We start from the raw sequence: 23,035 nt of genomic DNA, 5'->3' as shown, positions 1-23,035 counted from the left end.
GGACGTGCAGCACGCGAAAGAAACACCCGAGCGGATTCCGGGACGCCTCCACCGGGCCCGCGCCCTCTACCGCAACGTCTCCAAGCGCAAGATGGCGTGGCTGCTGCTCAAAGACACCGTGAACTCGTGCATCGAGTACCGGATCCTCGGACTCGCCGCCGAGGCCGCCTTCTTCACCCTGCTCTCGCTGCCCCCGCTCTTCCTGGGCCTGCTGGGCCTCCTCGGGTACGTGGACGGCTGGTCGGGCGGTACGACCGTCGCCAGCATCGAGGAGAACATCCTGCGCGCGGTCGGCACCGTGCTCTCCGACCGGGGCGTCAACGACATCGCCAAACCGATGCTCGACGACGTCACCGGCCGGGGCCGCCCCGACCTCATCTCCCTCGGGTTCGCCTTCGCCCTCTGGTCCGGCTCGCGCGCCGTCAACGTCTTCATCGACACCATCACCGTCATGTACGGACTCGACGGCCAGCGCGGCATCGTCAAGACCCGGCTGCTCGCCTTCGTCCTCTACATCGCCGCCCTGCTGATCGGCGCCATCGTGCTGCCGCTGATGGTGGTCGGCCCGGACGCGGTGGTGCGGCTGGTGCCCTGGAGCACCGAGGTGATCGCCGTCATGTACTGGCCGGTCGTCACGCTGCTCTCCATCGCCTTCCTGACCACGCTCTACCACGTCTCCGTCCCGGTCCGCTCGCCCTGGATCGAGGACGTGCCCGGCGCGCTGGTCGCCCTCGCCATGTGGGTGCTCGGCTCGTTCCTGCTGCGGATCTACCTCACCAACACCGTGGAGGGCCCGACCATCTACGGGTCGCTGGCCGCCCCCGTGGCCATCCTGCTGTGGATCGGCATCTCGGCCTTCGCCGTCCTCGTCGGGGCCGCCGTCAACGCCGCCATCGACCGGGTCTGGCCCTCGGTGGCCACGGCCGCGGCGCGCGAGGCGAACGAGCGGGTCCGCGAGGCGGAGGCCGCCCAGCTGGTGGCCCGGGCGGCCGCCTGGCGGGCCCTGGCCGAGGGGGAGTCGGAGGACGACGACGGCGACGAGGACGGGGGCATGCCCTCGGAGTTCCCCGAGCGCTGGTCGAGGTTCCTGCCGCCGGAGGACTACCACTCCCGGCTGCGCAAGCACTGACCTCGGCGCCGGCCGGATCGGGCGCCGGCCGGGTCGGGCGCCGGCCGCCGTCGTAGCCTGGTGGGCGTGTACGAGGAACGGCCGTCCCGCGCGCTGCCCGGCGCCGTGCTCTGGCGGGCCGGCGGGAACGGCGGCATGGTGCTGCCCGACGGGTGCATGGACCTGCTGTGGGTGGACGGGCGCCTCCTGGTGGCCGGCCCCGACACCGCCCCGCACCCCGCCGGAGAGGTCCCGGGCTCCGGATTCGCCGGGATCCGGCTGGCCCCCGGCACGGCGCCCGCGCTGCTCGGCGTACCGGCCCGGGTGCTGCGGGACCGGCGGGTCGAGCTGGCGGACCTCTGGCCCGCCGCCGAGGTACGGCGCCTCACCGCGCGCGTGGCCTCGTACGGGGATCCCCGCGCGGGGCTGGAGGAGCTGGCCCTGCTCCGCGCGGCCGACGGCGGGCTCCCGGACCCGCTGGTCACGGAGGTCGCGGCCCGGCTGCGGGCCGGGCAGGGCGTGGCCGCGGTGGCGGGGGCCGTGGGCCTCGGCGAGCGGCAGCTGCACCGGCGTTCGCTCGACGCCTTCGGGTACGGGCCCAGGACGCTCGGGCGGATCCTGCGCCTCCAGCGGGCCCTCGCGCTGACCCGGCGCGGGCTGCCCCCGGCGGCGGTGGCCGCGGAGGCCGGCTACGCCGACCAGGCCCACTGGACCCGCGAGGCGCGCGCCCTGGCCGGGACCACGCCGGGGTCCTACGCGACGGGCTCCGCCGCTGCGAAGAGGGAGACCCCGGAGCCGTCCGGGTCCAGGACGACGGCGTAACGCTGCCCCCAGAAGGCGTCCCAGGGCTTCAGGTGGCCCGTGTGCCCTGCCTCCGTGAGCTCGGCGTACAGGGAGTCGACCTCGGCGGGGGAGCCGCAGAGGAACGCCAGGCCCACCCGGCCGTCGCTCGTGGGGCGGGTCCAGGACGGGTCGAAGGAGCGGATGACCTCCTCCGTGTCCCAGCCGATCCGCAGCCCGCCCGGCAGGACGGCCTCGACGTGCGGCTGGGAGTCCGCTTCCGCGGGCACCTCGATGCCGAGGCGGCGGTAGAAGGCGAGCGATGCGGCCATGTCGGAGACGACGATGCCGATCATGTCGAGTCGGGGAGTCATGAACTCACCCTAGGCGCGCCCGGCCGGGCCGGTCTTGAACGAATCGGACACCGGCGGCCGGCCCGTCACTCGGTGTCCTCCTGGGGCAGGTGCCGGTAGACCGTGGCCCGGGAGACGCCGAGGGCGGCGGCGATCGCGGTGGCTCCGCTGCCCGCCGCGTGCATCCGGCGGGCCGCTTCGATCATGGCCGGGCTCATGGCGGCGGGCCGCCCGCGCCGGCCTCCCCGTACGGCCCGCGCGGTCGGAGCCGGTTCGGCGGGCCGGTCCAGCAGCCGCCGTACGCCGTCCAGCACGGCCTCGCGCAGCGCGGGGACGGGGGCGTCCGCGAAGAGCACCACCGGGTCGGAGAGCATGGCGACGGCCTGGGCGGCCCGTACCCGCTCCGCGAAGCCGGGGTCCGCACCCGCGACCAGGGAGTTCGCCCGGAGCATGGCGTCGCGCAGGCGGGCGAAGGCCGGTCCGGGCGTGGCCAGGGCCATGTCCTGCAGGTTCAGCCGCAGCAGGTAGCGGTGCTTCAGCCAGACGTCGAGGACTCCCTCGATGGCGGCCCACCGCGCCCGCTCGGTACCGGCACCAAGGCCGGAGCCGCCTCCCGCGCCGGATCCGTTGGGGCCGCCGGATCCACCGGGCCCGCCGGATCCGCCGGGCTGCGCCGACGCGGCGGCGCGGGCCAGGACGGTCGCCAGATCGCGGAGCATCGGCTCGACCAGGGCGCCGAGGATGTCGGCCTTGCCGGGGAAGTGGTAGAGCACCGCGGGCTTGGAGACGCCCACGCGTTCGGCGATCTCCCGCAGCGAGGTCTCGTGGAAGCCGTGGACTCCGAACAGCTCCATGGACACGCGCAGGATCCGCCGCCGGGTGTCGGGAGCCGTCTCGATATTCGACGCATTCTGCGACGAGACAAGGGCAGTTCGTGTCTCGTAAAGCGTCTCAGAATCGGCGGTTCCGGGGTTTTCCATGGGGAACAGCTTAGTCCCTTGCCCCACTTGACGACAGGTTTTATGGTCGCCCCTGACCGACGGTAAGTCCCTGGCGCGTCCCTTCCGGTCCGCGTCCGCGTCGGTCCGGCACCTGAGGAGAGGCGAATGCCGTGAGTGCTCCCGCCCAAGACGGCCAACGGGTCCTGATCTCCGGAGCGGGCATCGCGGGGCCCACCCTCGCCTACTGGCTGGCCCGGTACGGCTTCCGCCCCACGGTGGTCGAACTCACCGGCGCCGTCCGCTCCAGCGGCAGCCCCGTCGACGTCCGGGGTCCGGCACTGGACGTGGCCCGCCGGATGGGCATCGCCCGGCGCCTGCGGGAAGCCGCCACGGCCGTCACCGCCCTGCGGTTCGTCGACGCCCGGGGCCGCCGCACGGGCGGCCTTGCCCTCGGTGGCCCGCCGGAGCACTCGAAGGCGGGGGGAGCGGCGGAGGGCGCGGACATCGAGATCGGCCGCGGCGACCTCGCGGCCGTCCTCCACGAAACGAGCCGCGAACACGCCGAGTTCCTCTTCGGCGACTCCATCGACACGCTCCGCCAGGACGCGCACGGAGTCGAGGTGACCTTCCGCCACGGACCGCCCCGCCGCTTCGGCCTGGTCATCGGCGCGGACGGGCAGCACTCCACCGTCCGGCGCGAAGTCTTCGGGGAGGAAGGCCTGTTCGTCCGCCACGCGGGCCTGTACGTCGCCACGCTCCCGCTCGGCGTCGCGGCCGAGGACCCGCGCACCGTCCTCGCGCACAACACCCCCGGCCGGCTGGTCGCCGTACACCCGCGGCGCGGCAGTTCGCTGGCCTTCTTCGCCTACCGCAGCCCGGCCGAGCCCGACTTCGACCACCGGGACGCCGCGCAGCACAAGCGGCTGCTCGCGGCCGCCTACGCGGGCGGCGGCTGGCGGATCCCCGAACTGCTGGACCGCGTAGGGGCCGCGGAGGAGCTGTACTTCGACGCCGTCAGCCGGGTCGCGATGCCCGGCTGGTCCCGGGGCCGCGTCGCGCTGCTCGGCGACGCCGCCTCCTCCGTGTCGCTGTTCGGGGACGGCAGCACCCTCGCCATGGCGGGGGCGCACACCCTGGCCGCCGAGCTCGCCGCGAGCCCCGGCGACCACACGGCGGCCTTCCGGCGCTACGAGGCCCGCCACCGGCTGCTGGTCGAGCCGAAGCAGCGCGGGGTCGGCCGCGCCGCCGCGCTCCTGGTGCCCTCGACCAGGGCCGGCATCCTCGCCCGCGACCTCGCCACCCGGGCCTGGGGAGCCGCGGGAGCCCTGCGCGGACGGGGGCCCGTAAAAGAAGTGGCGCGGGGCTGAGCGGGCTTGTTACGGTGGGGCCGTTCCCGCCGATCGCCGCGGGACGCTCGTCAGTACGTATGCGACCCGGAGGTGAGTTCATTGATGACTGTCATGGCGCAGGGCGTTGCCCGCACTCAGAAGACCATCAATGTCACTTCCGTGGTCTCCGGCTGACCTCTCACCTCTTTCGCGCCCGCTAGCGGCGCGCACCGCCGGGGCCACCCTGTGAAGGGTTTCCCTTGTCTTTCTCTTCTTTCCCGCAGGCTTCTCTCTCGCACGCCCTCGCCCCCTACGGCTGGGATGACGCCTGGGCTGCCGAGTTCGCCCCCCACGCCGACCAGGGCCTCGTGCCCGGCCGGGTCGTACGGGTCGACCGCGGCCAGTGCGACGTCATGACGGCGGACGGCGTCGTCCGCGCCGACACCGCCTTCGTCACCCCGCACGACCCGCTCCGGGTCATCTGCACCGGCGACTGGGCGGTCGTCGAGGCGCACGGCACTCCGCGGTACGTGAAGACGTACCTGCCGCGCCGGACCGCCTTCGTGCGGTCCACCTCCTCCCAGCGGTCCGAGGGGCAGATCCTCGCCGCGAACGTCGACCACGCGATCATCGCGGTGTCCCTGGCGGTCGAACTGGACCTCGGCCGCATCGAGCGGTTCCTCGCGCTCGCCTGGGAATCGGGGGCGCAGCCCCTCGTGGTCCTGACCAAGGCGGACCTGGTCCCGGACCCGGTCACCCTCTCGCACCTCGTCGAGGACGTGGAGGCCACGGCCCCCGGGGTCACGGTCCTCACGGTCTCCTCGATGACCGGGGAGGGCACGGACGTGCTCGCCGCGGTCGTCGGGGGCGGTACGAGCGTGCTCCTCGGCATCTCCGGCGCGGGCAAGTCCACGCTGGCCAACACCCTGCTCGGAGAAGAGGTGATGGAGGTCCAGGCCGCCCGCGACGTCGACGGCAAGGGCCGCCACACCACCACGACGCGCAACCTGCTCGTGCTGCCGGGCGGCGGCGTGCTCATCGACACCCCCGGACTGCGGGGCGTCGGGCTCTTCGACGCGGAGGCGGGCGTGGGCCAGGTCTTCTCGGAGATCGAGGAGTACGCGGAACGGTGCCGCTTCCAGGACTGCGCGCACGAGGCGGAGCCCGGGTGCGCGGTGCGGGCCGCCGTGGACTCCGGAGAGCTGCCCGAGCGCCGGCTGGAGAGCTACCGCAAGCTGCTGCGGGAGAACCAGCGGATCGTCGCGAAGACGGACGCCCGGCTCCGGGCGGAGATCAGGCGCGACTGGAGGCTCCGCTCGGCCGAGGGCCGCGCGAACTACTCCGCGAAGCGCACGGGCCGCGCCTGACGGCCACCGCCCCCGCTCCGTCAGTCACCCGCCCCGGGGCCCATTGGGCTTCGGGGCGGTTCCGTACCCGCCCTGGGCCCCCGGTTCCCCGCCCGGTCTACGGGCGGGCCACGGACGCCCCGTGGTCTTCCTTGCTCCGCTCCTCGGAGTCCCGCTGGTCCGGCGTACCGGCCGGGGTCGCCCCGGCGGCGCGCAGGGCCGCCTCGACCCGTCGGTTGCCGGTCATGTTCGCCGTGATGGCGGTCATGGCGAGGAGGAGGCCGGAGGCGGCGTAGAGCGGGGTGCGCACGTCGTACGCGGTGGCCAGCCAGCCGCCGAGGAAGGCGCCGAACGGGGCGGCGCACATGCCCAGCATGCGGCTGGTGGAGGCGACCCGGCCCATCAGGTGCGCCGGGACGATCGCCTGCCGCAGGGAGGGCGCGAGCACCATCGTGGCGCCCATGCCCGCCCCGCAGACGGCGAGCGCGAGGCCGGCCACGTACGGGTTCCGGGCGGTGGCGAGCCCCAGGACGGCCAGTCCCTCGATCGCGGCCGTGCAGGTCAGCGCGGTGCCGGTACCGAGCCGCCGGCCGAGGAAGGAGGCGATGGCCGCGCCGAGCAGGCCGCCGGTGGCCTCCGCGGTGAGGAGCAGACCGAAGCCGAAGGCGCCGATGCCGAGCCGGTCGTGCGCGAAGAGGGCGAGGACGGTCTCCACGGCGATGAAGGCGATGTTCCCGACCGCCGGGCGCAGCGCGAGACCGAGCAGCAACCGGTCCCGGAAGACGTACGAGGCCCCGGCCCGTGCCTGCCGCAGCAGCGACTCGCGGGCCTGCGGTACGGGCCGGGGCACGCTGGGCAGCGACCGTACGAGCAGGGCGGAGACCGCGAACGACACCGCGTCGGCGAGCAGCGGAACCGCCCGGCCGAGCGCGAGCAGCGCACTGCCCGCGGGCGGCCCGGCGAAGCCGGACGCGGCGGTCTGGGCGCCGCGCAGGCGGGAGTTGGCGCGCTCCAGGAGCGCGGGGTCGCGGCCGAGCAGGTCCGGCAGGTAGGCCGTGGCCGCCGTGTCGAAGAAGAGTCCGCCGATGCCGAGAAGGAAGGCGACGACCGCCAGCAGCGGAATGCTCAGCACGTCGAGCGCGGCCGCGGCCACCGGTACCGCCAGCAGCGCCGCGCGTCCCGCGTCCGCGACCCACATCGTGCGCCGGCGGTCCCAACGGTCCACCAGCGCACCGCCGAGCACCCCGAAGAGCAGCCACGGCAGCGTTCCGGCGGCCGTGACGACGGCGAGCGCCATCGGATCCCGCGTCAGCGTCAGCGCGATCAGCGGCAGCGCGGCGTGCGTCACCCCGTCACCGAGCGAGGACACCGTCTGCGCGGTCCACAGCCGTCCGAACCCGGTCGGGAACTTCCGTATGCCTGTGCTCACTTGGACTCCCCCTCGGTGTTCTGGCTCTCGGTGTTCCGGCCCTCCGCGCTCTGGTCCTCGGTGCTCTGGTCCTCCGCGCTGTGGTCGCGACGTGCCGGGTGGAACAGCGCGAAGACGAACGACGCGTCCGGCAGGGCCGGATCGGACAGCTCGCGGTACTCGCGCGCCAATGCCTCCAGGCGCGCCCCCAGCTCCGCGAACTGCTCGTCGGTGAGCCGCAGATGCATCATCCCGACGTGCCGCTCGCCGTCCGCCGGCGCCTCTTCCAGGTCCGCCACGGCGTGCCGCATCAGCAGATCCGGCCCGCCCTCGCCCGGATCCGGCAGCACGATCGACCGCGCGGCCATCGCGTAGTAGCGCTCGTTGACCCCCCGGACCTTCCGCGTCCGGACCACCTTCACCAGCCCGGCCCGCTCCAGCAGCCGCACGTGATAGCTGGAACTCCCCTTCGCCAGGCCCACTCGCGCGGCGATCTGGGTGATCGTCGCCGGCTCGAAGCGGAGCACGGCCATGATCCGGTGGCGCGTGAGGTTGGAGACGGCGCGCAGCTGTTCGTCCGTGGTGACGTGGAACGCCTCGGGAGGCTCATCGGTAGGCATGGACGCAATGGTCAACGTTTCTTGACCATTGCGCAAGGGGATGGGTCCGGGAGTCGGGAACGCATGCGGAAATCAGGCGCGCCACCCACCCCGCCGGCCCACCCGCCCGGCCCAACCGGCCTAGGTCGTCTCTTTCGGATCTTGTCGGCCGAGTCCGCGGCGTCTGGTGCCGTGCCTGGGCGTGCTGTCGGGGCGCTCGCGTACTGGGCGTACGTGGTCGCCTCGGCCGTGCGGCCAGGCGCGGTGCCAGGCGTCGCGGGCCCGGCAAGATCCGAAAGAGACGGCCTAGCCCGAAAGGCCCCAGGACAGGACGCGGTCCGGGTGGATGCGGATGACCTCCGGGCTGAAGTGGGGTCCCAGGGAGTGCGGGCCCACCTCCAGCGCGGCCCGCCCGCGGATCTCGATGCCGCGCACCGTCCACGGACGCGTGCTGACCAGGTCGTCCACGACCAGCGACAGCCGGGGGTTGGCGGTGAGGTTGCGCCACTTCTTCGTCGTGCCCATCGCCAGCCCGCCCACCAGGACCGTCCCGTCGTCCTGCGGGAAGAAACCCACGGGGTTGGCCTGGGGCTGCCCGGCCGGATCCACCGTCGCGAGCCGGCCCAGCGGCTGCGCACGCAGGTAGGCCAGCTCGGCCTCGCTGAAACCCTTGAACTCCGCGAACTCCGTCATATCGGTCATGGGGGAGACGATCCCAGCCGGGTCCGCGCGGCGCATCGGGCCGAGGACCTAGCCGGGCCTACGCCTTAAGCCCCGGTTTGAGGCGTAGGCCGGCGGGCCAGGTCCCGGCCGGGTCCCCGGCGCCGCGCCGCGGCCGGCGGACCGGGCTTGCGGCCGGGGCGGTGGTGTCCGCGCCGCGGCTACGCCCACACGAGCGTGCCCACCCACGCCCCCACCACCAGCAGGCACGCGAACAGCTCCACCAGCACGCTCGTCCCCACCGCGCGCATCACCGACCGTACCGACGCCCAGGCCTCCCCATGCGTGCCCAGGCGGCGCCGCTCGCAGAGGTAGATGCCGCCCACGAAGCCCGGGACCGTGCCGACGACCGGGAGCAGCACGAAGCCCAGTACCGCCCCCGCGCCCGCGTACACCACCATCCGGCGGGTGACGCCGACCCCCCGGAGCCGCCGCGGGGGCAGCAGCCACTTCACCACCTGTACCACCAGCAGCAGCGCCGTCGCGCCCGCCAGCAGGCCCCAGGCCACCGACGACTGTTCGTGCAGCGCCCACCACAGGACCCCGGCCCAGACGAGGAGGGTGCCGGGGACGCCGGGGACCAGTACCCCGAGCAATCCGAGCACCAGCACCAGCCCCACCAGCAGCAACTGGGGCAGCTGAGGCAGATCCATCTGCTCAGCGTGCCTGACCTGGGGCTATCGGGCCACCCAGCCCCGTTCGTACGCGTACCAGCCCAGCTGGAGCCGGGTGGTGACCCCGGCCAGTTCCATCAGGCCCTTGACCCGCCGCTGCACCGTCCGCAGGCCCAGCTCCAGGTGCTTCGCCACGCTCGCGTCCGTCATCCCCGCCAGCAGCAGGGTAAGGATCTCCAGGTCCGTGGCGTCCGGTCCGCCATCGAATTCCTCCGGCGCCCCGGTGGAGCCCAGCCGCAGCGGGAGCGACTCCCGCCAGACCGCCTCGAAGAGGCCCATCAGGGACTCCAGCAGGCCCGACGCGTGCACGACCAGCGCCGCCGGCTCCGCGCCGCGCGCCGTCAGCGGGACCATCGCGAGCGTCCGGTCCGCGATGACGAGTTTGGTCGGCACCGCGGCCGACACCCGGATGTGCTCGCCGCGCGCCAGCGCCGTGGAGGCCTCGCGGATCCCGGTCGGCAGGGTCAGCACCTCCCGCTCGATGACCACCCGGTACGCGACGCCCCGTACGGCCGCCCGCTCCTCCGCCTCGTTCTCCGTCCCCGTCACCACCTGCGGCCGGCCGCTGACCAGCGCGCACACCTCCTCCACCGCGCCGAGCTGGAGCTGGTGGAAGCGGTGGGCCACCGCGCTCGCGCCCGTCACCACCTCCACCAGGTCGTGCACGGCCGGCTCGGCGGCCTCCGCCCGGTACTCCTCCGCCAGCAGGGCCGCCGCCAGCTCCGCCTGCTCCAGCTCGTGCCGCTGCTGGGTGAGCAGCGCGCCCAGGGCCACCCCGGGCGGGGCCGCCACCCACCGGCCCGGCCGGGCGGAGGACTGGGCCGCGAGCCCGTGGCGCTCCAGGTGGCGCAGGGTCCGTTCGGTCTGCTGCACCGGCAGGGTCAGCCGGTGCGCGAGGTCCGGTATCTCCGCCGCCCCCAGCGCGACCAGCACGCGGTAAGCGGACTCCTGTCCTTCGTCGAGACCTATCGCACCCAGCAACTCGTCCACCCAACCCTCTCGGAACCGTTCCTGGCGGGAAGCGGCCACGGCGCAAACCCGCCGTCGACATCATCGCCGCACCTGGCGCCCCTCTGCCAAGGTGGCGCCACCGCAGCACCAACATCCGCTGGCCAGAAGCCATTTACGCGGCGATTTCGCCGTGCAATGCAGTAGTTGGCCGGAATTCATCTGGGGAGAGCGATGCGCCCGATATCGCGTACGGCACTGGGAGCGGCCATCGCGGCCGTCCTGGCCGTCACGGCCGTGGGCCCGTCCACGGCGCAGCCGAGCGACGGAGCGTCCGGAGCAGGGTCCGGCACGGCGAAGAAGGCCCTCACGGGGAGCCAGGAGGCGGCGAAGCAGCCCACCGGCCCCGTCACGGTGACCCTGGTCACCGGCGACCGCGTCCTGGTGTCCACCGACGCGCAGGGCCGTACGGCCGCCACCGCGATGCCCCGCGCGGACGGCTCGCAGCCGATCGTGCAGACCCGCCAGGCGGGCAAGGACCTCTACGTCTACCCCGAGAGCGCGGTCAAGGCGCTCGCCGCGGGCAAGGTCGACGAGGAGCTCTTCAACGTCACCGGCCTGATCCGGCAGGGCTACGACGACACGCACGCCAAGAAGCTCCCGCTGATCGCCGTGTACGAGCGCTCCGCGAGCCTCGCGCGCAGCACCCCGCCCGCTCCGCGCGGCGCCGAGCAGAAGCTGGTCCTCGGCTCCATCGGCGGCGTCGCACTCGCCGCGGACAAGGAGAAGGCCGCCGACTTCTGGGCCGACGTCACCGGCGCGAACGTCAACCCGCACGCCCGGTCGGCCGCCTCCGCCCCGCTGAAGAAGCTGTGGCTGGACGGCAAGGTCCAGGCGAACCTGGAGCGTTCGACCAAGCAGGTCGGCGCCACCGCGGCGTGGGCCGCCGGATTCGACGGCAAGGGCACCAAGGTCGCCGTCCTCGACACCGGCACCGACCTCGAACACCCCGACCTCAAGGGCCGCGTCGCCGAAGCCAAGAACTTCACCGACTCGGACACCGCCGAGGACCGCCAGGGCCACGGCACCCACACCATCTCCACCGTGGGCGGCTCCGGCGCCGCCAGCAAGGGAGCGAAGAAGGGCGTCGCCCCCGGCGCCCAGCTGCTCAGCGGCAAGGTCCTCAACGACTCCGGCTACGGCCTGGACTCCTGGATCATCGCGGGCATGCAGTGGGCCGTCGACAGCAAGGCCGACGTGATCTCCATGAGCCTGGGCGACCCCTCCCAGCTCTCCTGCGACGACCCGATGGCCGCGGCCACCGAGGCGCTGGCCCAGAGCAGCAACAGCCTCTTCGTCATCGCCGCCGGCAACGCCGGCCCGGGCAACAACACGGTCTCCTCGCCCGGTTGCGCGCCCAGCGTGCTGACCGTCGGCGCCGTCGACCGCGACGACAAGACGGCCTCCTTCTCCAGCCGCGGCCCGGCCGGCCTGAACCACACCCTCAAGCCCGAGATCGCCGCCCCCGGCGTCCAGATCTCCGCCGCCAACATGGGCGGCCGCGGGGTGTACGCGTACCAGTCCATGTCCGGCACCTCGATGGCCACCCCGCACGTCGCGGGCGCCGCCGCCATCGTCAAGCAGCGCCACCCCGACTGGACGGCGCAGCAGATCAAGGCCGCGCTCGTCGGCTCCGCGAACACCGCGGTCCCGGGCGACGTACGGGAGACCGGCGGTGGCCGGCTCGACGTCAAGGCCGCCATCGGCGCCACCGTCACCAGCGCCCCCGCGGTGCAGGGCGGCACGTACAACTGGCCGCAGGACCGCAGTGACCGCACCGGCGTGGAGATCCCGTACACCAACACGGGCAAGAAGCCCGTCACGCTGAACCTCTCCGTGGAGAAGGTCACCGGCAACGACGGCTCCGCCGTCCGCAGCCAGGTCGCGCGGCTGGACAAGCGCACCGTGACCGTCCCCGCCGGAGCCACCGTCAAGGTGCGGCTCGCCCTGGACCCCGCCGCGAAGCTGGATCGCTCCCAGTACGGGGACGTCACCGGCCGCGTCATCGCCACGGCGAACGGCGAGCACGTCTCCACCCCCTTCTCCCTCTACGTGGAGCCCGAGACGGTCACGGTGCGCGTCAAGCTCATCGACCGCGCGGGCAAGCCGGCCGCCGGCCCGTCCTCCCTGGACCTGATCGGCACCGACGACGCCACCGGTGAGCGCCGCTTCAACGAGGGCGCCGTGGACCAGGTGTACCGGGTCCGCCCGGGCTCGTACTTCCTCTCCGCCTTCGTCGGCACCCCCGACGCCGGCGAGGGCGACCGGATGTACGACTCGCTCACCTACCTCGGCCGTCCCCAGACGGAGATCAAGAAGGACACGGTGATCGTGCTGGACGCCCGCAAGGCGGCCAAGCTGAGCATCGCCACCGACAAGCCCAGCGAGGCGCGTTCCACCACCCTCGCCTTCTCCCGCTCCTGGGGCGAGGTGGGCTGGCAGCACGCCGGCACCGCCATGGGCGGCCGGACGATCCGCGGCTACTACGCCTCGGTCGAAGGCAAGGCCGAGGAGGGCGACTTCGAGTTCGGCAGCTACTGGCGGGCGGCCGCCCCGCTGCTCTCCGAGCTGAAGGTGAAGGGCGGCCGGGCGCTGCACCCGATCACCGCCTCCACCGCCAGCGAGAACCTCGACGGAACCGGCAGCGCCCCGCTCGTCAACGCCGGTTCGGGCACGCCCGAGGAGTTCGCGGCCGTCGCCGCCAAGGGTGCGATCGCCCTGGTCAAGGTGACGGACGAGGGCATGGCCTACGAGGTCGGGCAGAACGCGAAGGCGGCCGGCGCCAAGGCCGTCGTGCTCTACCGCGAGGCCCCCGGCCGCTGGCAGGCCTTCGGCGGCTACGCGGGCGGAGCCCTGCCGCTGCTGACCGTCGAAAACGGCGAGGGCCAGGCCCTGCTGGACAAGATCGTCAAGACCGGGGTCACGCTGACCTGGAAGGGCACCGCGAAGAGCCCGTACGTCTACAACCTCGCGCAGATCGAGAAGGGCCGGGTCCACGGCGACCGCACCTACCGGGTGCGCGACCGCGAGCTCGGCACCGTCGAATCGGCCTACCAGTCGATGGGCGTCGCCGCCGACTACGTCGACGTGACCGGGGCCTACCGCCCGCAGGGCAGCGCGGTGTACTTCGGCTCCATCGACACCGTCGCGGTACCGGGCAAGCGCACCGAGTACTACTCCGCCGGGGACACCGCCTGGGACCACATGGTCTCCAGCAGCTTCCCGTGGGGCGAGTTCATGACCGACCAGCACCGCACGTACAAGGCGGGCTCGAAGCGCGCCGAGAACTGGTACGACGGGGTCATCGGTCCGGTGGCGCCGCGCGACACCGCGGGCAAGGAGCAGCTGGCCGCCGAGCGGCAGGGCAACCTGATCGGCTTCGCCTCCGCGATGTGGGGGGACACCGGCCACTACGCCCAGCAGGGCGGCTTCGGCGACCTCGGCAACGTCTCGCTCAAGGTCGACGGCGAGTCGCTGGGGGACACCGGCTACCCGTTCGGGGCCTTCGAGGTCCCGGCCGGCGAGGCCACGTACGAACTGACCCAGTACCTGGAGAAGTTCGGCCAGCCGGCCCGCACCTGGCAGCGATCCTCCGCGATCCAGACCACCTGGACCTTCCGCTCGAAGCTGGACGAGACGCAGTACTCGCAGGCGCTGCCGGTCATCTTCCCGCGGATCTCCGCCCCGCTGGACGGCATGAAGACGCTGGCCGCGGCCAACGGCCAGCGGATCGGCCTCTCGGTCAGCGGGCACGCGGGCTACGCGCCCGGCGCGCTCAAGTCGGCCAAGCTGTCGTACTCGTACGACGAGGGCGGCAGCTGGACCGAGGCGAAGGTGAGCGAGCGCGGCGGGCAGTGGACCGCGACCGTGGACCACGCCGGAGCCGCGGGCAAGCAGGTCATGCTCAAGGTCGAGCTGACCGACAAGAACGGCGCCACCGTCACCCAGATGGTCGCGCGGGCGTACGGCATTCGCTAAGTCGTACGACATAGAGCAGGGGGGTCCATCGGACGGCGGTCCGATGGGCCCCCCTTTTTCCTGCGTTCGCCGGATTTCGGTCGCGCCGGAGCCCGACAATGAGGGCCATGAGTCAGCGGGACGCGGGCGCGGATGACTGGTGGCAGAAGCTCTACGAGGACCCCGACGGGGGCCCCGAACCCGACCCCAGGGACACCCTGGAACACCGCTTCCGCTCGGCGGCGGTCCTGGTCGCCCCGACCCCGGTACCCGCCCCCCGGGCGACCCCGGACCCCCTGACGGAACCCGCCGCCCAGGCCCCGGGGGAGCCCCCGGCGACGGCCGGGGCGGTGCCAGGGGAGCAATCGGACCCGCCGGCGGCCGCGCCCGGCCCCGGGCCGCTGACGGACCCCGCGGCGCAAGCGCAGCCGCGCGTGGCCGCTCCCGGGCCGGAGACGACGGCGGCCGTGCCCGCTCCCGGGCCGGAGGCGGAGGCGGCCGTGCCCGCTCCCCGGCCCGCTCCGGGCCCGGTTTCGCAGGCGGCCCCGCCTGCTCCCCGGCCCGCGCCGTCCGTGGCCGTCGACGGGATGACGCCTGAGGTTGAGGCGCTGCCGCCCGTGGCGGCTGCTCCTTGGCCGGAGGCGGGGCCGGCGGTGGCTGTTGGTGGGGTGGCGCCTGGGGTTGAGGCGGTGTCGCCCGTGGTTGCTTCTTGGCCGGCGTCTGAGGCCGAAGGGGTGCCGCCCGTGGCCGTTGGCTGGCCGGAGGCGGAGCCGCCGGGGTCGCTTCCCCGGGCGGAGGACGCGTACGGCGGCTCTGCGCTGCCGCCGCCGCGGGATCCGCGGGAGGGCGGCCAGACCTGGTACGCCCTCGGCAGCGTCACCGTCCCGCCCGCGCTGCCTGCCGAGGAGTCGGGGGACCCGTCCGACTGGAGCTGGGGCCCACGGGACGACGCACCCCCAGCGGCGCCCCTGGAGCAGGACCCGGCGGATGCCGGACGCGACCCCGACGGCACACACGTCGAAGCCGGCTACCCGGGGCCTGCCGCCCCGGCGGGGTCCGGCCCGGCACCGAGTGCGGCACCGAGCGCGAGCGCGGATGCCGGGCGGAGCCCCTGGACGGGGCCGGGCACCAGCTCACCCCCGGGCCCGGGTTCCGCTTCCGCGCCCGATCCGGTCTCTGCCCCGACTTCGGGGGCCGACCCCGGGTTCGATTCCGGCTCCGGCCTGGATCGGCGTTCCGGCCAGGGCTCCGGCTCCGGCTCGGGACCCGGCTCCGGTTCGGGCGCGGGCCTCGGCGCGGGGTCAGGCTCCGCCTCGGGCACGGGCTCCGCCTCCGGCGCGGGCCTCGGCACGGGTGCAGGCTCCGCCCCTGGCACAGGCACGGACCTCGGCCTGGGCGCGCCCCGCGGCTTCGACAGCGGCTCTGGCGCCGGCACGGGCCTCGGCGCGGGCTCCGGTGCCAGCTTTGGCCCCAGTTCTGGCCCCGGCTTTGACTCCGGCTCCGGCACGGGCGCAGGCCTCAGCCTGGGCACGCCCCACGGCTCCGACAGCGGCACGGGCCCCGGCACTGACCCCGTCCTGGGCACCGGCTCCGGTACGGGCGCGGGCCTCGGTACGGGCACGGGCCTCGGGACCGGCCCCGGCCTTGACCCCGGCCCCGGCGCGGACTCCGGCTCCGGCACTGGCGTCGGCTCAGGCTTGGGGGTGGCCCGCGGTTCCGACCCCGGCCTTGGTTCCGGCCCGGGCACGGATACCGGCTCCGGCACCGGCGTCGGCTCAGGCCTGGGGCTGGCCAGCGGGTCCGACCCCGGCCTCGGTTCCGGCCCCGGCGCGGACTCTGGCTCCGGCGCGGACACCGGCACTGGCGCCGTCTCAGGCCTGGGGGTGGCCAGCGGGTCCGACCCCGGCCCCGGCGCGGACACTGGCTCCGGCACTGGCGCCGGCTCGGGCCTGGGGGTGGTCCGCGGGTCCGGCCCCGGACTTGGCTCCGGCCTCGGCTCGGGCTCTGAGGGGCGCCCTGGTACGGGCCTAGGCTCGGGCACCGCCTCCCGCAGTGGCCTTGGCGTAGATCCGAGGTCCGGACCCGGTGCCGGTTCGGATCCAAGGTCCGGCTCCGTCGCCGGTCCCGACACCGGGTTCGCGCTTGGGTCGCATCCCGGGTCCGGAACGGGCTGGGGTTCCGCTCCCGCGTCCGGGGGTGGTGCCGGTGGAGGCCTCGCGCCGGGATCCGGGACCGGGGCAGGGCCCGGGCCGGATCGTGGGGCTGGTCCGGAGGCCGGGCAGGGGGCCGGGCACGGGGCCGAAGGGGCGCGGCCCGTGGTGGCGTACCTGGGGGATCGGCCGCCCACCTACGCCGCCGAGCCCATCGCGTTGCCCGCCGCCGACCCCGCCGGGCTCGGCTCGCTGACGCCCGACACCGTGCTGGAGGGGGCCCAGTACGGCGGCTACACGCTGCGGGCCGCCTCCGTGCGCGGGGACTCCGCCCGGTTCCGGGGCGAAGCCCGGCGGGACTTCCTGCTCACCGCCCGCTTCGGCACCGGCCCCGACGCGCTGGTCCTGGTCGTGCTCGCCGGCGGGGACCGCTCCGCACCCGGGGCCGCCGAGGCCGCCGCCGAGCTGTGCCGCTCCGTCGCCGCGGCCGTCGGGCGGAGCCAGGAGAGGCTGTCGCAGGACATCCGCGACGGCCGCCGCGAAGCCCTGCGCTCGGGGCTCCAGCGGCTCACCGACCGGGGCTACGGGCAGCTGCGCGCCCGCGCCGCCGAGCTGGGGCTCCCGGAGGACGGCTACACGGCCGGGCTGCGCGGACTGCTCCTGCCGGTGGACCCCGGCTGCCGCACCCGGATCTGCTTCGGCGCGGGCGCGGGCGGGCTGTTCCGGCTCCGGGACGGACAGTGGCGGGACCTGGAGGAGCCGGGACCGGCGTCCGGCGACCCGGCCGCGTTCCGCTTCCGGGCCTCCGTGGCCCGCCCCGGCGACACCCTGCTGCTGTGCTCCGGCGGCCTCGCCGACCCGATGCGCGAGGAGCGGCCGCTCTCCGCCGAGCTCTCCGCCCGCTGGGCCGACGCACCCCCGCCGGGCCTCGCGGCCTTCCTCGCGGACACCCAGCTCCGCCTCAAGGGCTACGCCGACGACCGGACGGCCGCCGCGGTCTGGGAGGCGTAACCCGGCGGATCATGCGTGGATGGGAGGCGCACGCGGCAGAGCGGAACCGGAAAAAGGGAAGGGCGCCCCCTCCATGGCCAAGCAGAACGTGGCGGAGCAGTTCATCGACATCCTCGTGCGCGCCGGCGTGCGCCGGATGTACGGAGTCGTCGGGGACAGCCTCAACCCCGTCGTCGACGCGATCCGCCGCACCGGCGGCATCGAGTGGATCCAGGTGCGCCACGAGGAGACCGCCGCCTTCGCGGCCGGCGCCGAGGCCCAGATCACCGGATCCCTCGCCGCCTGCGCGGGCTCCTGCGGCCCCGGCAACCTCCACCTGATCAACGGGCTCTACGACGCCCACCGCTCCATGGCGCCGGTCCTCGCGCTGGCCTCCCACATCCCCTCCTCCGAGATCGGCCTCGGCTACTTCCAGGAGACCCACCCCGACCGGCTGTTCACCGAGTGCAGCCACTACAGCGAGCTGATCTCCAACCCCCGGCAGATGCCCCGGGTCCTGCAGAGCGCCATCCAGCACGCCATCGGCCGCGGCGGCGTCGGCGTGGTGTCACTGCCCGGGGACATCGCCTCCCTGCCCGCCCCGGAGCAGAGCGTCGAACAGGCACTGGTGACCGCACGGCCGACCGTACGGCCCGGCGACGGCGAGATCGACAAACTGGTCCGGCTCATCGACGAGGCCGACCGGGTCACCCTGTTCTGCGGCAGCGGCACCGCCGGCGCGCACGCCGAGGTCATGGAGTTCGCCGGCCGGGTCAAGGCGCCGATCGGCCACGCCCTGCGCGGCAAGGAGTGGATCCAGTACGACAATCCCTACGACGTCGGCATGAGCGGGCTGCTCGGCTACGGCGCGGCCTACGAGGCCACCCACGAGTGCGATCTGCTGATCCTGCTCGGCACGGACTTCCCCTACAACGCCTTCCTCCCGGACGACGTCAAGATCGTCCAGGTGGACATCCGGCCCGAACACCTCGGCCGGCGCTCCAAGCTGGACCTCGCGGTCTGGGGCGACGTACGGGAGACCCTGCGCGCGCTGAACACCCGGGTGAAGGCCAAGACGGACCGCCGGTTCCTGGACCGGATGCTGAAGAAGCACGCGGACGCGCTGGAGGGAGTGGTGAAGGCGTACACGCGCAAGGTGGAGAAGCGCACGCCCATCCACCCCGAGTACGTGGCCGCCGTGCTCGACGAACTGGCCGACGAGGACGCCGTGTTCACCGTGGACACGGGCATGTGCAACGTCTGGGCGGCGCGCTATCTTTCCCCGAACGGAAAGCGCCGCATCATCGGATCCTTCAGCCACGGCTCCATGGCCAACGCCCTTCCGCAGGCCATCGGCGCACAGTTCACCGATCGCGGACGTCAAGTGGTGTCGATGTCGGGCGACGGCGGTTTCTCCATGCTGATGGGAGATTTCCTCACCCTGGTGCAGTACGACCTCCCCGTCAAAGTGGTCCTCTTCAACAACTCATCCCTCGGTATGGTCGAGTTGGAGATGCTGGTTTCCGGCCTTCCTTCGTACGGAACGACGAATAGGAACCCCGACTTCGCCGCGATCGCCCGCGCGGCGGGCGCGTACGGGGTCCGCGTGGAGAAGCCCAAGCAGCTCACGGCGGCTTTGAAGGATGCTTTCAAGCACAAGGGACCCGCTCTTGTGGACGTGGTCACGGACCCCAACGCCCTGTCGATTCCGCCGAAGATCAGCGCCGAGATGGTGACCGGATTCGCACTTTCGGCCAGCAAGATCGTGCTGGACGGAGGGGTGGGCCGGATGATCCAGATGGCTCGATCCAACCTCCGCAACGTGCCCCGCCCTTGAGCCCGGATGCGTGCGGATTCCCCCGGGGGGCATGCATCCCGTAGGCCTGTTCGACCGACGGGCCGTCGGGTAGCGGGGACACGCGGGAGGTACATCGCCGTGCGGGTGGGGGCGAAGGCCGGAAAGCTGTGGCGGAGGGGGCGGCCGGTGCCGCGCGAACCGTCGGCCGAGGACGGGGCGGCGGTGGACGCCTCGGGGATCACCCGCAGCGTGCGGCGGGCCGACTTGAAAGCTGTGGGAGAAGTCCGCAGGGATTTACGGGAGTTGATGCGCCACCGGTGCCGTACGGAGGCTGCCGAGGTGGCCGAGCTGCTGATCACCGAGCTCGTCACGAACGCCCTCGTCCACACCGATCAGGGCGCCGAGATCTCCGCGACGCTCGCCGACGACCGGCTGCGGGTGGAGGTCCGCGACTACGCCGCCCGCCGGCCCCGGCCGCACGTACCGTCCGCCGACGACGGTACGCACGGCAGGGGACTGGTGCTGGTGCAGTCGCTCGCCGACGCCTGGGGCGTGGACGCGCTCGGAGTGTCACGGGGGGGCGGCAAGGTGGTGTGGTTCGAGCTCCTGTGGTTCGAACTCGACGGAGCGAAGGAGGCAGGGCCCGCCTGAGTGACCGGGCGGACCCCGCGACGCGCTTCCCGGACGGGCCTGGGCCCGCCGCATCGGCGGCGTCAGCCGAACTGCTGCTCCAGGTCCTTCAGTTTGCGCTCCAGGGAGTCGAGTCGGGGGAGCGTCTGCGTGTCGTCCTCGGCGGTGAGGTCCACCGTCCGGGGGCCGGTGCCCGTGGCGGCCGACTCGGTCCTGTCGGTCCTGTCAAGCGGGTCGGTTCCGTTCACGGCCTGCAGGGAGGGCCGGCGCCGTAGGGGCAGCTGTCCGGATTCCGCTATGGCCGGCTCCGCGCCGACCGGCGCGGAGCCCGCTCCGGGGGCCAGCCCCGGCACCTCGACCTGACGGGCCCGGGCCACCCGCCCGAACGCCCGGTTCTGACGGCCTAGCGCCTTGATGTGCGCCCGGTCCAGCCGGTGTTGCTCCCGACGGCGGTGCCGGTCGTTCTCCTTCTCCTTCTTGTCCTCGCGCACCTCGTCCACGGCCTCGTCCAGCGTGCGGACCCCCTCCAGCAGCATCAGCGACCACGCGCCGAAGGTCTCCCGGGGTGCCCGCAGCCAGCGGACCATCCGGATCTGCGGCAACGGCCTGGGAATCAGGCCCTGTTCGCGCAGTGCGGCCCGGCGGGTCTGCTTCAGTGCGCGGTCGAAGAGCACGGCCGCCGAGAGCGACATGCCGGAGAAGAACTGCGGAGCCCCGTCGTGGCCGAGACCGCGCGGGGCGTGCACCCAGTTGAACCAGGCGGCCGCTCCCGCGAACAGCCAGACCAGCATGCGCGAACCGAGGGCCGCGTCGCCGTGGCTGGCCTCGCGGACGGCGAGCACCGAACAGAACATGGCGGCGCCGTCGAGGCCGAAGGGGACCAGGTACTCCCAGCCCCCGGAGAGGTTGAGGTTCTGCCGGCCGAAGCCGACCAGTCCGTGGAAGGAGAGCGCCGCGGCCACCGCCGCGCAGCAGAAGAGCAGGACGTAGGAGGCGGTCCCGTAGACGGCTTCCTTGCGCCGCCGCCGTTCCTCGCTGCGCTCCCAGCTGTCCTCGGCCGCTCCGGCCTTCTCGCCTTCGCGCTTGCCCCGGGCCAGTACCGCCACTGCCGCAAGTACGCCCAGGATCAGCAGGCTGCCGGGCAGCAGCCAGTCCAGCGATATGTCGGTCAGTCTCATGCGGTTGTCCCTTGCCTCGCGTATGCGGCTGTTCGGCTTGTGGCCGGTGCGGCTTTCCGGGCGCCATAGTGGCGCAGCCGGTGAGTCGTACACGCGGGTTTCGGGGCAAGTGGACGCCAACGAGGGGCGGAGCCCGCCGGATAGGGTGTTGCGGATCGAACTCCCGCTCGTATGGGGCTGGTTGAGTTCGATTTTCCGTCAGTCGGACGGGTGGGTTGAGGCGGCGGCTCAGCTGTCGGCCGTCAGGCGTGCCACGCGGTCCTCGTCGCAGGTGCGGGGGCAGGTGACGCAGGTGTCGTCCGGGCGGATCGTGTAGAAGAAGCAGCAGCTCGCCCGGTCGCGGGTGGGCAGCTGCCGGCCGTCCGGGGCTTCGAGGGTCCGGAAGCCCGCGCCCCCGGTGTACGGGGCGGTCGAGCCGGGGAAGAGGGCGTCCAGCTCGCGCATCGCCCGCCGCTCCTCGGCTTCGCCGAGCAGGTTGCCCACGTACCAGAGGCTCTCGACCACGTCGTCGGTCACCATGCCCCACAGGGCGCGCCGCCCGCGCCGCATCCGCGGGCCGAAGCCCTCCATGACCGGTTCGAGGTGCAGGGCCACCGCGGCCCGTACCTCTGCGCGCAGCGCGTCCTCGTCGGGCACGACCCGGGCCCCGGGGAGCGCGGCCGCCGGGTCGTCCGGCAGGCAGGCGAAGGAGTGGACGCGGACGGCCATCCGGCCGTGCGTCCGGTCGAAGGACACGTCCTCCGGGGGGAGGAGGGGCACGCGGCGGTCCAGGAACCACGGGACCGTGATCAGGAGACAGGCCATCCACGCGTACCGGTGCAGTCCGAACCCCGCCACCACGTCGGGCCGACCCGGGCGCCCGTAGTCGCGGAGTATCTGCGCCTCGTCCCACGCGAGGAACGTCTCCAGCGGCTCGCCGCCCGCCGCGAGCTCGTCCGCACCGACCCACCCCACACCGCGAGGGGAGGGTTCGTGCCGGGCGAGCTCGGTGACGCGCAGTCCGCCGTAGGCCTCCGTCAGCCGTGCGTACGCGTCCGCCACCGGAGAGGTGGCCTGGCGTGCGGGGTGTACGGAGCGGAGGCTGCCCTGGGTGGGCGCCACGGCCGCGACGGTCATGACGGTCATGGCGAACCACCGATTCACGCGATCGTTAACAGGTAAGCCTTACCTTACCTGATCTTCGTGGGGTGTGGGAAGGCGGGTTACTCTTCGGGGCAGGTCGAAACCCGTGGAGGACCGAGTGCGCGATACGGCCCGAGCCCGGGTACCGGAACAGCAGGACCGAGAGCAGGACCGCAAGGTCGTACGGCACTCCGTGCGCGGGCAGGTGCTCGACGCCCTGCGCGCGGCGCTGCTCGCGGGCGAGCTGGAGCCGGGGGAGATCTACTCGGGGCCGGCCCTGGGGGAACGGTTCGGGGTCTCCGCGACGCCCGTGCGCGAGGCGATGCAGCAGCTGGCGCTGGAGGGGGTCGTGGAATGCCTCCCGAACCGGGGGTTCCGGGTCCTGACCCGGACCCCGGGGGAGCTGGCGGAACTGGCCGAGGTCAGGGCGCTGCTCGAGGTCCCGGTGATGCTGCGGCTGGCCCGTACGGTGCCGGCGGCGGCCTGGGCCGCGGTGGTGCCCGCGGCGGAGGCGGCGGAGGCGGCGGCGGCGTCGGGTGATGCGGCGCGGTACGCCGACGCGGACCGGGCGTTTCACCGTGCGGTGCTGGCGCTGGCCGGCAACGCGCAGCTCCTCCTCGTGGCGGAGGATCTCCACCGCCGCGCCCAGTGGCCCCTGCCGGGGCCGCGGCGGGTCCGGCGGGCGGAACTCGTGGCGGACGCGGCGGAGCACTGCGCGGTGGTGGCCGCGCTGTCCTTGGGTGACGTGGGGGTGGCGGAGTCGCTGATCCGTGCCCACTTCGGGTCTGCCTGAGCCGCCGTTGCCGGGGACGCTGTCCCTGGGCCGCTGGGCTTGGCCCGGGTGCGGGCTTGCTGCGGGTGGGGGTCGGTGCCGGGGGCGGGGTGGGGTGTTGGCCTGGACTGCATGATTTAGGCGCCCTGCCTCCGACTCCGACAGGGTGCGGG

General features: G+C 73.7%; 18 protein-coding genes. 9 read left to right on the top strand and 9 right to left on the bottom strand.

What is annotated here, in order from left to right:
• Positions 1 to 4 precede the first annotated feature (4 nt).
• A complete protein-coding gene (locus tag ACFYYB_RS39235) occupies positions 5 to 1,129 on the top strand; it encodes a YihY/virulence factor BrkB family protein (protein WP_327303799.1) in 1,125 nt (374 codons plus the stop codon).
• A 66-nt stretch (positions 1,130 to 1,195) separates the two neighbouring features.
• Positions 1,196 to 1,930 carry a helix-turn-helix domain-containing protein gene (locus tag ACFYYB_RS39230; protein WP_389442960.1) on the top strand — a complete coding sequence of 245 codons (735 nt, stop codon included), beginning with the start codon at positions 1,196 to 1,198 and terminating at the stop codon, positions 1,928 to 1,930.
• Here ACFYYB_RS39230 and ACFYYB_RS39225 read toward each other — a convergent pair.
• Both ACFYYB_RS39225 and ACFYYB_RS39220 read right to left on the bottom strand, forming a co-directional pair.
• Positions 1,861 to 2,262 carry a VOC family protein gene (locus ACFYYB_RS39225; RefSeq protein ID WP_389442958.1) on the bottom strand — a complete coding sequence of 134 codons (402 nt, stop codon included), beginning with the start codon at positions 2,260 to 2,262 and terminating at the stop codon, positions 1,861 to 1,863. The genes ACFYYB_RS39230 and ACFYYB_RS39225 overlap by 70 nt on opposite strands.
• Before the next feature lie 65 nt (positions 2,263 to 2,327).
• Positions 2,328 to 3,221: a TetR family transcriptional regulator gene (locus ACFYYB_RS39220; RefSeq protein WP_389442956.1), complete on the bottom strand. Its 894-nt coding sequence runs from the start codon at positions 3,219 to 3,221 to the stop codon at positions 2,328 to 2,330.
• Positions 3,222 to 3,352: 131 nt separating this feature from the next.
• Between ACFYYB_RS39220 and ACFYYB_RS39215 the strand changes: the two genes are divergently transcribed.
• Both ACFYYB_RS39215 and rsgA read left to right on the top strand, forming a co-directional pair.
• Positions 3,353 to 4,549, top strand: a complete 1,197-nt coding sequence (locus ACFYYB_RS39215; protein WP_389442954.1) for an FAD-dependent monooxygenase — start codon at positions 3,353 to 3,355, stop codon at positions 4,547 to 4,549.
• A 221-nt stretch (positions 4,550 to 4,770) separates the two neighbouring features.
• The gene (gene rsgA, locus ACFYYB_RS39210) at positions 4,771 to 5,877 is read left to right on the top strand and encodes a ribosome small subunit-dependent GTPase A (RefSeq protein WP_389442952.1); all 1,107 of its coding nucleotides are present in this window, start codon (positions 4,771 to 4,773) and stop codon (positions 5,875 to 5,877) included.
• Between the two features lie 97 nt (positions 5,878 to 5,974).
• Here rsgA and ACFYYB_RS39205 read toward each other — a convergent pair whose 3' ends face one another.
• The 5 genes from ACFYYB_RS39205 to ACFYYB_RS39185 all read right to left on the bottom strand — a co-directional run bounded on the left by ACFYYB_RS39205 (position 5,975) and on the right by ACFYYB_RS39185 (position 10,238).
• Positions 5,975 to 7,285, bottom strand: coding sequence for an MFS transporter (locus ACFYYB_RS39205; RefSeq protein WP_389442950.1), 1,311 nt, complete (start codon positions 7,283 to 7,285; stop codon positions 5,975 to 5,977).
• Entirely contained in the window at positions 7,282 to 7,884 is a 603-nt protein-coding gene (locus ACFYYB_RS39200) for an ArsR/SmtB family transcription factor (RefSeq protein WP_389442948.1), read from the bottom strand. Before ACFYYB_RS39200 ends, ACFYYB_RS39205 begins: the two co-directional genes overlap by 4 nt.
• 285 nt (positions 7,885 to 8,169) lie before the next feature.
• On the bottom strand, positions 8,170 to 8,565 hold the full coding sequence (locus ACFYYB_RS39195) for a PPOX class F420-dependent oxidoreductase (protein ID WP_389442946.1): 396 nt from the start codon (positions 8,563 to 8,565) through the stop codon (positions 8,170 to 8,172).
• Between the two features lie 179 nt (positions 8,566 to 8,744).
• Positions 8,745 to 9,236: a DUF456 domain-containing protein gene (locus ACFYYB_RS39190; protein WP_389442944.1), complete on the bottom strand. Its 492-nt coding sequence runs from the start codon at positions 9,234 to 9,236 to the stop codon at positions 8,745 to 8,747.
• Positions 9,237 to 9,260: 24 nt separating this feature from the next.
• Positions 9,261 to 10,238, bottom strand: coding sequence for a helix-turn-helix domain-containing protein (locus ACFYYB_RS39185; RefSeq protein ID WP_389443152.1), 978 nt, complete (start codon positions 10,236 to 10,238; stop codon positions 9,261 to 9,263).
• A gap of 201 nt (positions 10,239 to 10,439) precedes the next feature.
• On the opposite strand from ACFYYB_RS39185, the gene ACFYYB_RS39180 reads away from it, so the two are divergent.
• From ACFYYB_RS39180 to ACFYYB_RS39165, 4 genes are all read left to right on the top strand, one after another.
• Entirely contained in the window at positions 10,440 to 14,243 is a 3,804-nt protein-coding gene (locus ACFYYB_RS39180; RefSeq protein ID WP_389442942.1) for a S8 family serine peptidase, read from the top strand.
• Positions 14,244 to 16,537: 2,294 nt separating this feature from the next.
• Complete coding sequence (locus tag ACFYYB_RS39175) at positions 16,538 to 17,383, top strand: protein phosphatase 2C domain-containing protein (RefSeq protein WP_389442940.1); 846 nt, start codon at positions 16,538 to 16,540, stop codon at positions 17,381 to 17,383.
• Positions 17,384 to 17,456: 73 nt separating this feature from the next.
• Positions 17,457 to 19,199 (top strand): pyruvate dehydrogenase, encoded by a 1,743-nt coding sequence (locus ACFYYB_RS39170; RefSeq protein WP_389442937.1) that lies wholly within the window; start codon positions 17,457 to 17,459, stop codon positions 19,197 to 19,199.
• A 147-nt stretch (positions 19,200 to 19,346) separates the two neighbouring features.
• Positions 19,347 to 19,811, top strand: a complete 465-nt coding sequence (locus tag ACFYYB_RS39165; protein ID WP_389442935.1) for an ATP-binding protein — start codon at positions 19,347 to 19,349, stop codon at positions 19,809 to 19,811.
• A 62-nt stretch (positions 19,812 to 19,873) separates the two neighbouring features.
• Here ACFYYB_RS39165 and ACFYYB_RS39160 read toward each other — a convergent pair whose 3' ends face one another.
• Both ACFYYB_RS39160 and ACFYYB_RS39155 read right to left on the bottom strand, forming a co-directional pair.
• Positions 19,874 to 20,968, bottom strand: coding sequence for a DUF2637 domain-containing protein (locus tag ACFYYB_RS39160; protein WP_389442933.1), 1,095 nt, complete (start codon positions 20,966 to 20,968; stop codon positions 19,874 to 19,876).
• A gap of 228 nt (positions 20,969 to 21,196) precedes the next feature.
• Positions 21,197 to 22,084: a (2Fe-2S)-binding protein gene (locus ACFYYB_RS39155; protein WP_389443150.1), complete on the bottom strand. Its 888-nt coding sequence runs from the start codon at positions 22,082 to 22,084 to the stop codon at positions 21,197 to 21,199.
• A 124-nt stretch (positions 22,085 to 22,208) separates the two neighbouring features.
• On the opposite strand from ACFYYB_RS39155, the gene ACFYYB_RS39150 reads away from it, so the two are divergent.
• Positions 22,209 to 22,883, top strand: a complete 675-nt coding sequence (locus tag ACFYYB_RS39150) for a GntR family transcriptional regulator (protein WP_389442931.1) — start codon at positions 22,209 to 22,211, stop codon at positions 22,881 to 22,883.
• The last annotated feature ends 152 nt before the right edge of the window (positions 22,884 to 23,035 follow it).

Source organism: Streptomyces sp. NPDC002886, from assembly GCF_042888445.1.
Lineage (GTDB): Bacteria > Actinomycetota > Actinomycetes > Streptomycetales > Streptomycetaceae > Streptomyces.
The sequence above is the reverse complement of the archived record's forward strand: the minus strand, read 5'-3'. Positions and strand labels throughout refer to the sequence as shown.

Excerpts from the sequence above, each read along its gene's own strand:
- ACFYYB_RS39225 (WP_389442958.1), bottom strand. The coding sequence starts at position 2,262 with ATGACTCCCCGACTCGACATGATCGGCATCGTCGTCTCCGACATGGCC.
- ACFYYB_RS39220 (WP_389442956.1), bottom strand. The coding sequence starts at position 3,221 with ATGGAAAACCCCGGAACCGCCGATTCTGAGACGCTTTACGAGACACGA.
- ACFYYB_RS39200 (WP_389442948.1), bottom strand. The coding sequence starts at position 7,884 with ATGCCTACCGATGAGCCTCCCGAGGCGTTCCACGTCACCACGGACGAA.
- ACFYYB_RS39195 (WP_389442946.1), bottom strand. The coding sequence starts at position 8,565 with ATGACCGATATGACGGAGTTCGCGGAGTTCAAGGGTTTCAGCGAGGCC.
- ACFYYB_RS39190 (WP_389442944.1), bottom strand. The coding sequence starts at position 9,236 with ATGGATCTGCCTCAGCTGCCCCAGTTGCTGCTGGTGGGGCTGGTGCTG.
- ACFYYB_RS39180 (WP_389442942.1), top strand. The coding sequence starts at position 10,440 with ATGCGCCCGATATCGCGTACGGCACTGGGAGCGGCCATCGCGGCCGTC.
- ACFYYB_RS39170 (WP_389442937.1), top strand. The coding sequence starts at position 17,457 with ATGGCCAAGCAGAACGTGGCGGAGCAGTTCATCGACATCCTCGTGCGC.
- ACFYYB_RS39160 (WP_389442933.1), bottom strand. The coding sequence starts at position 20,968 with ATGAGACTGACCGACATATCGCTGGACTGGCTGCTGCCCGGCAGCCTG.
- ACFYYB_RS39155 (WP_389443150.1), bottom strand. The coding sequence starts at position 22,084 with ATGACCGTCGCGGCCGTGGCGCCCACCCAGGGCAGCCTCCGCTCCGTA.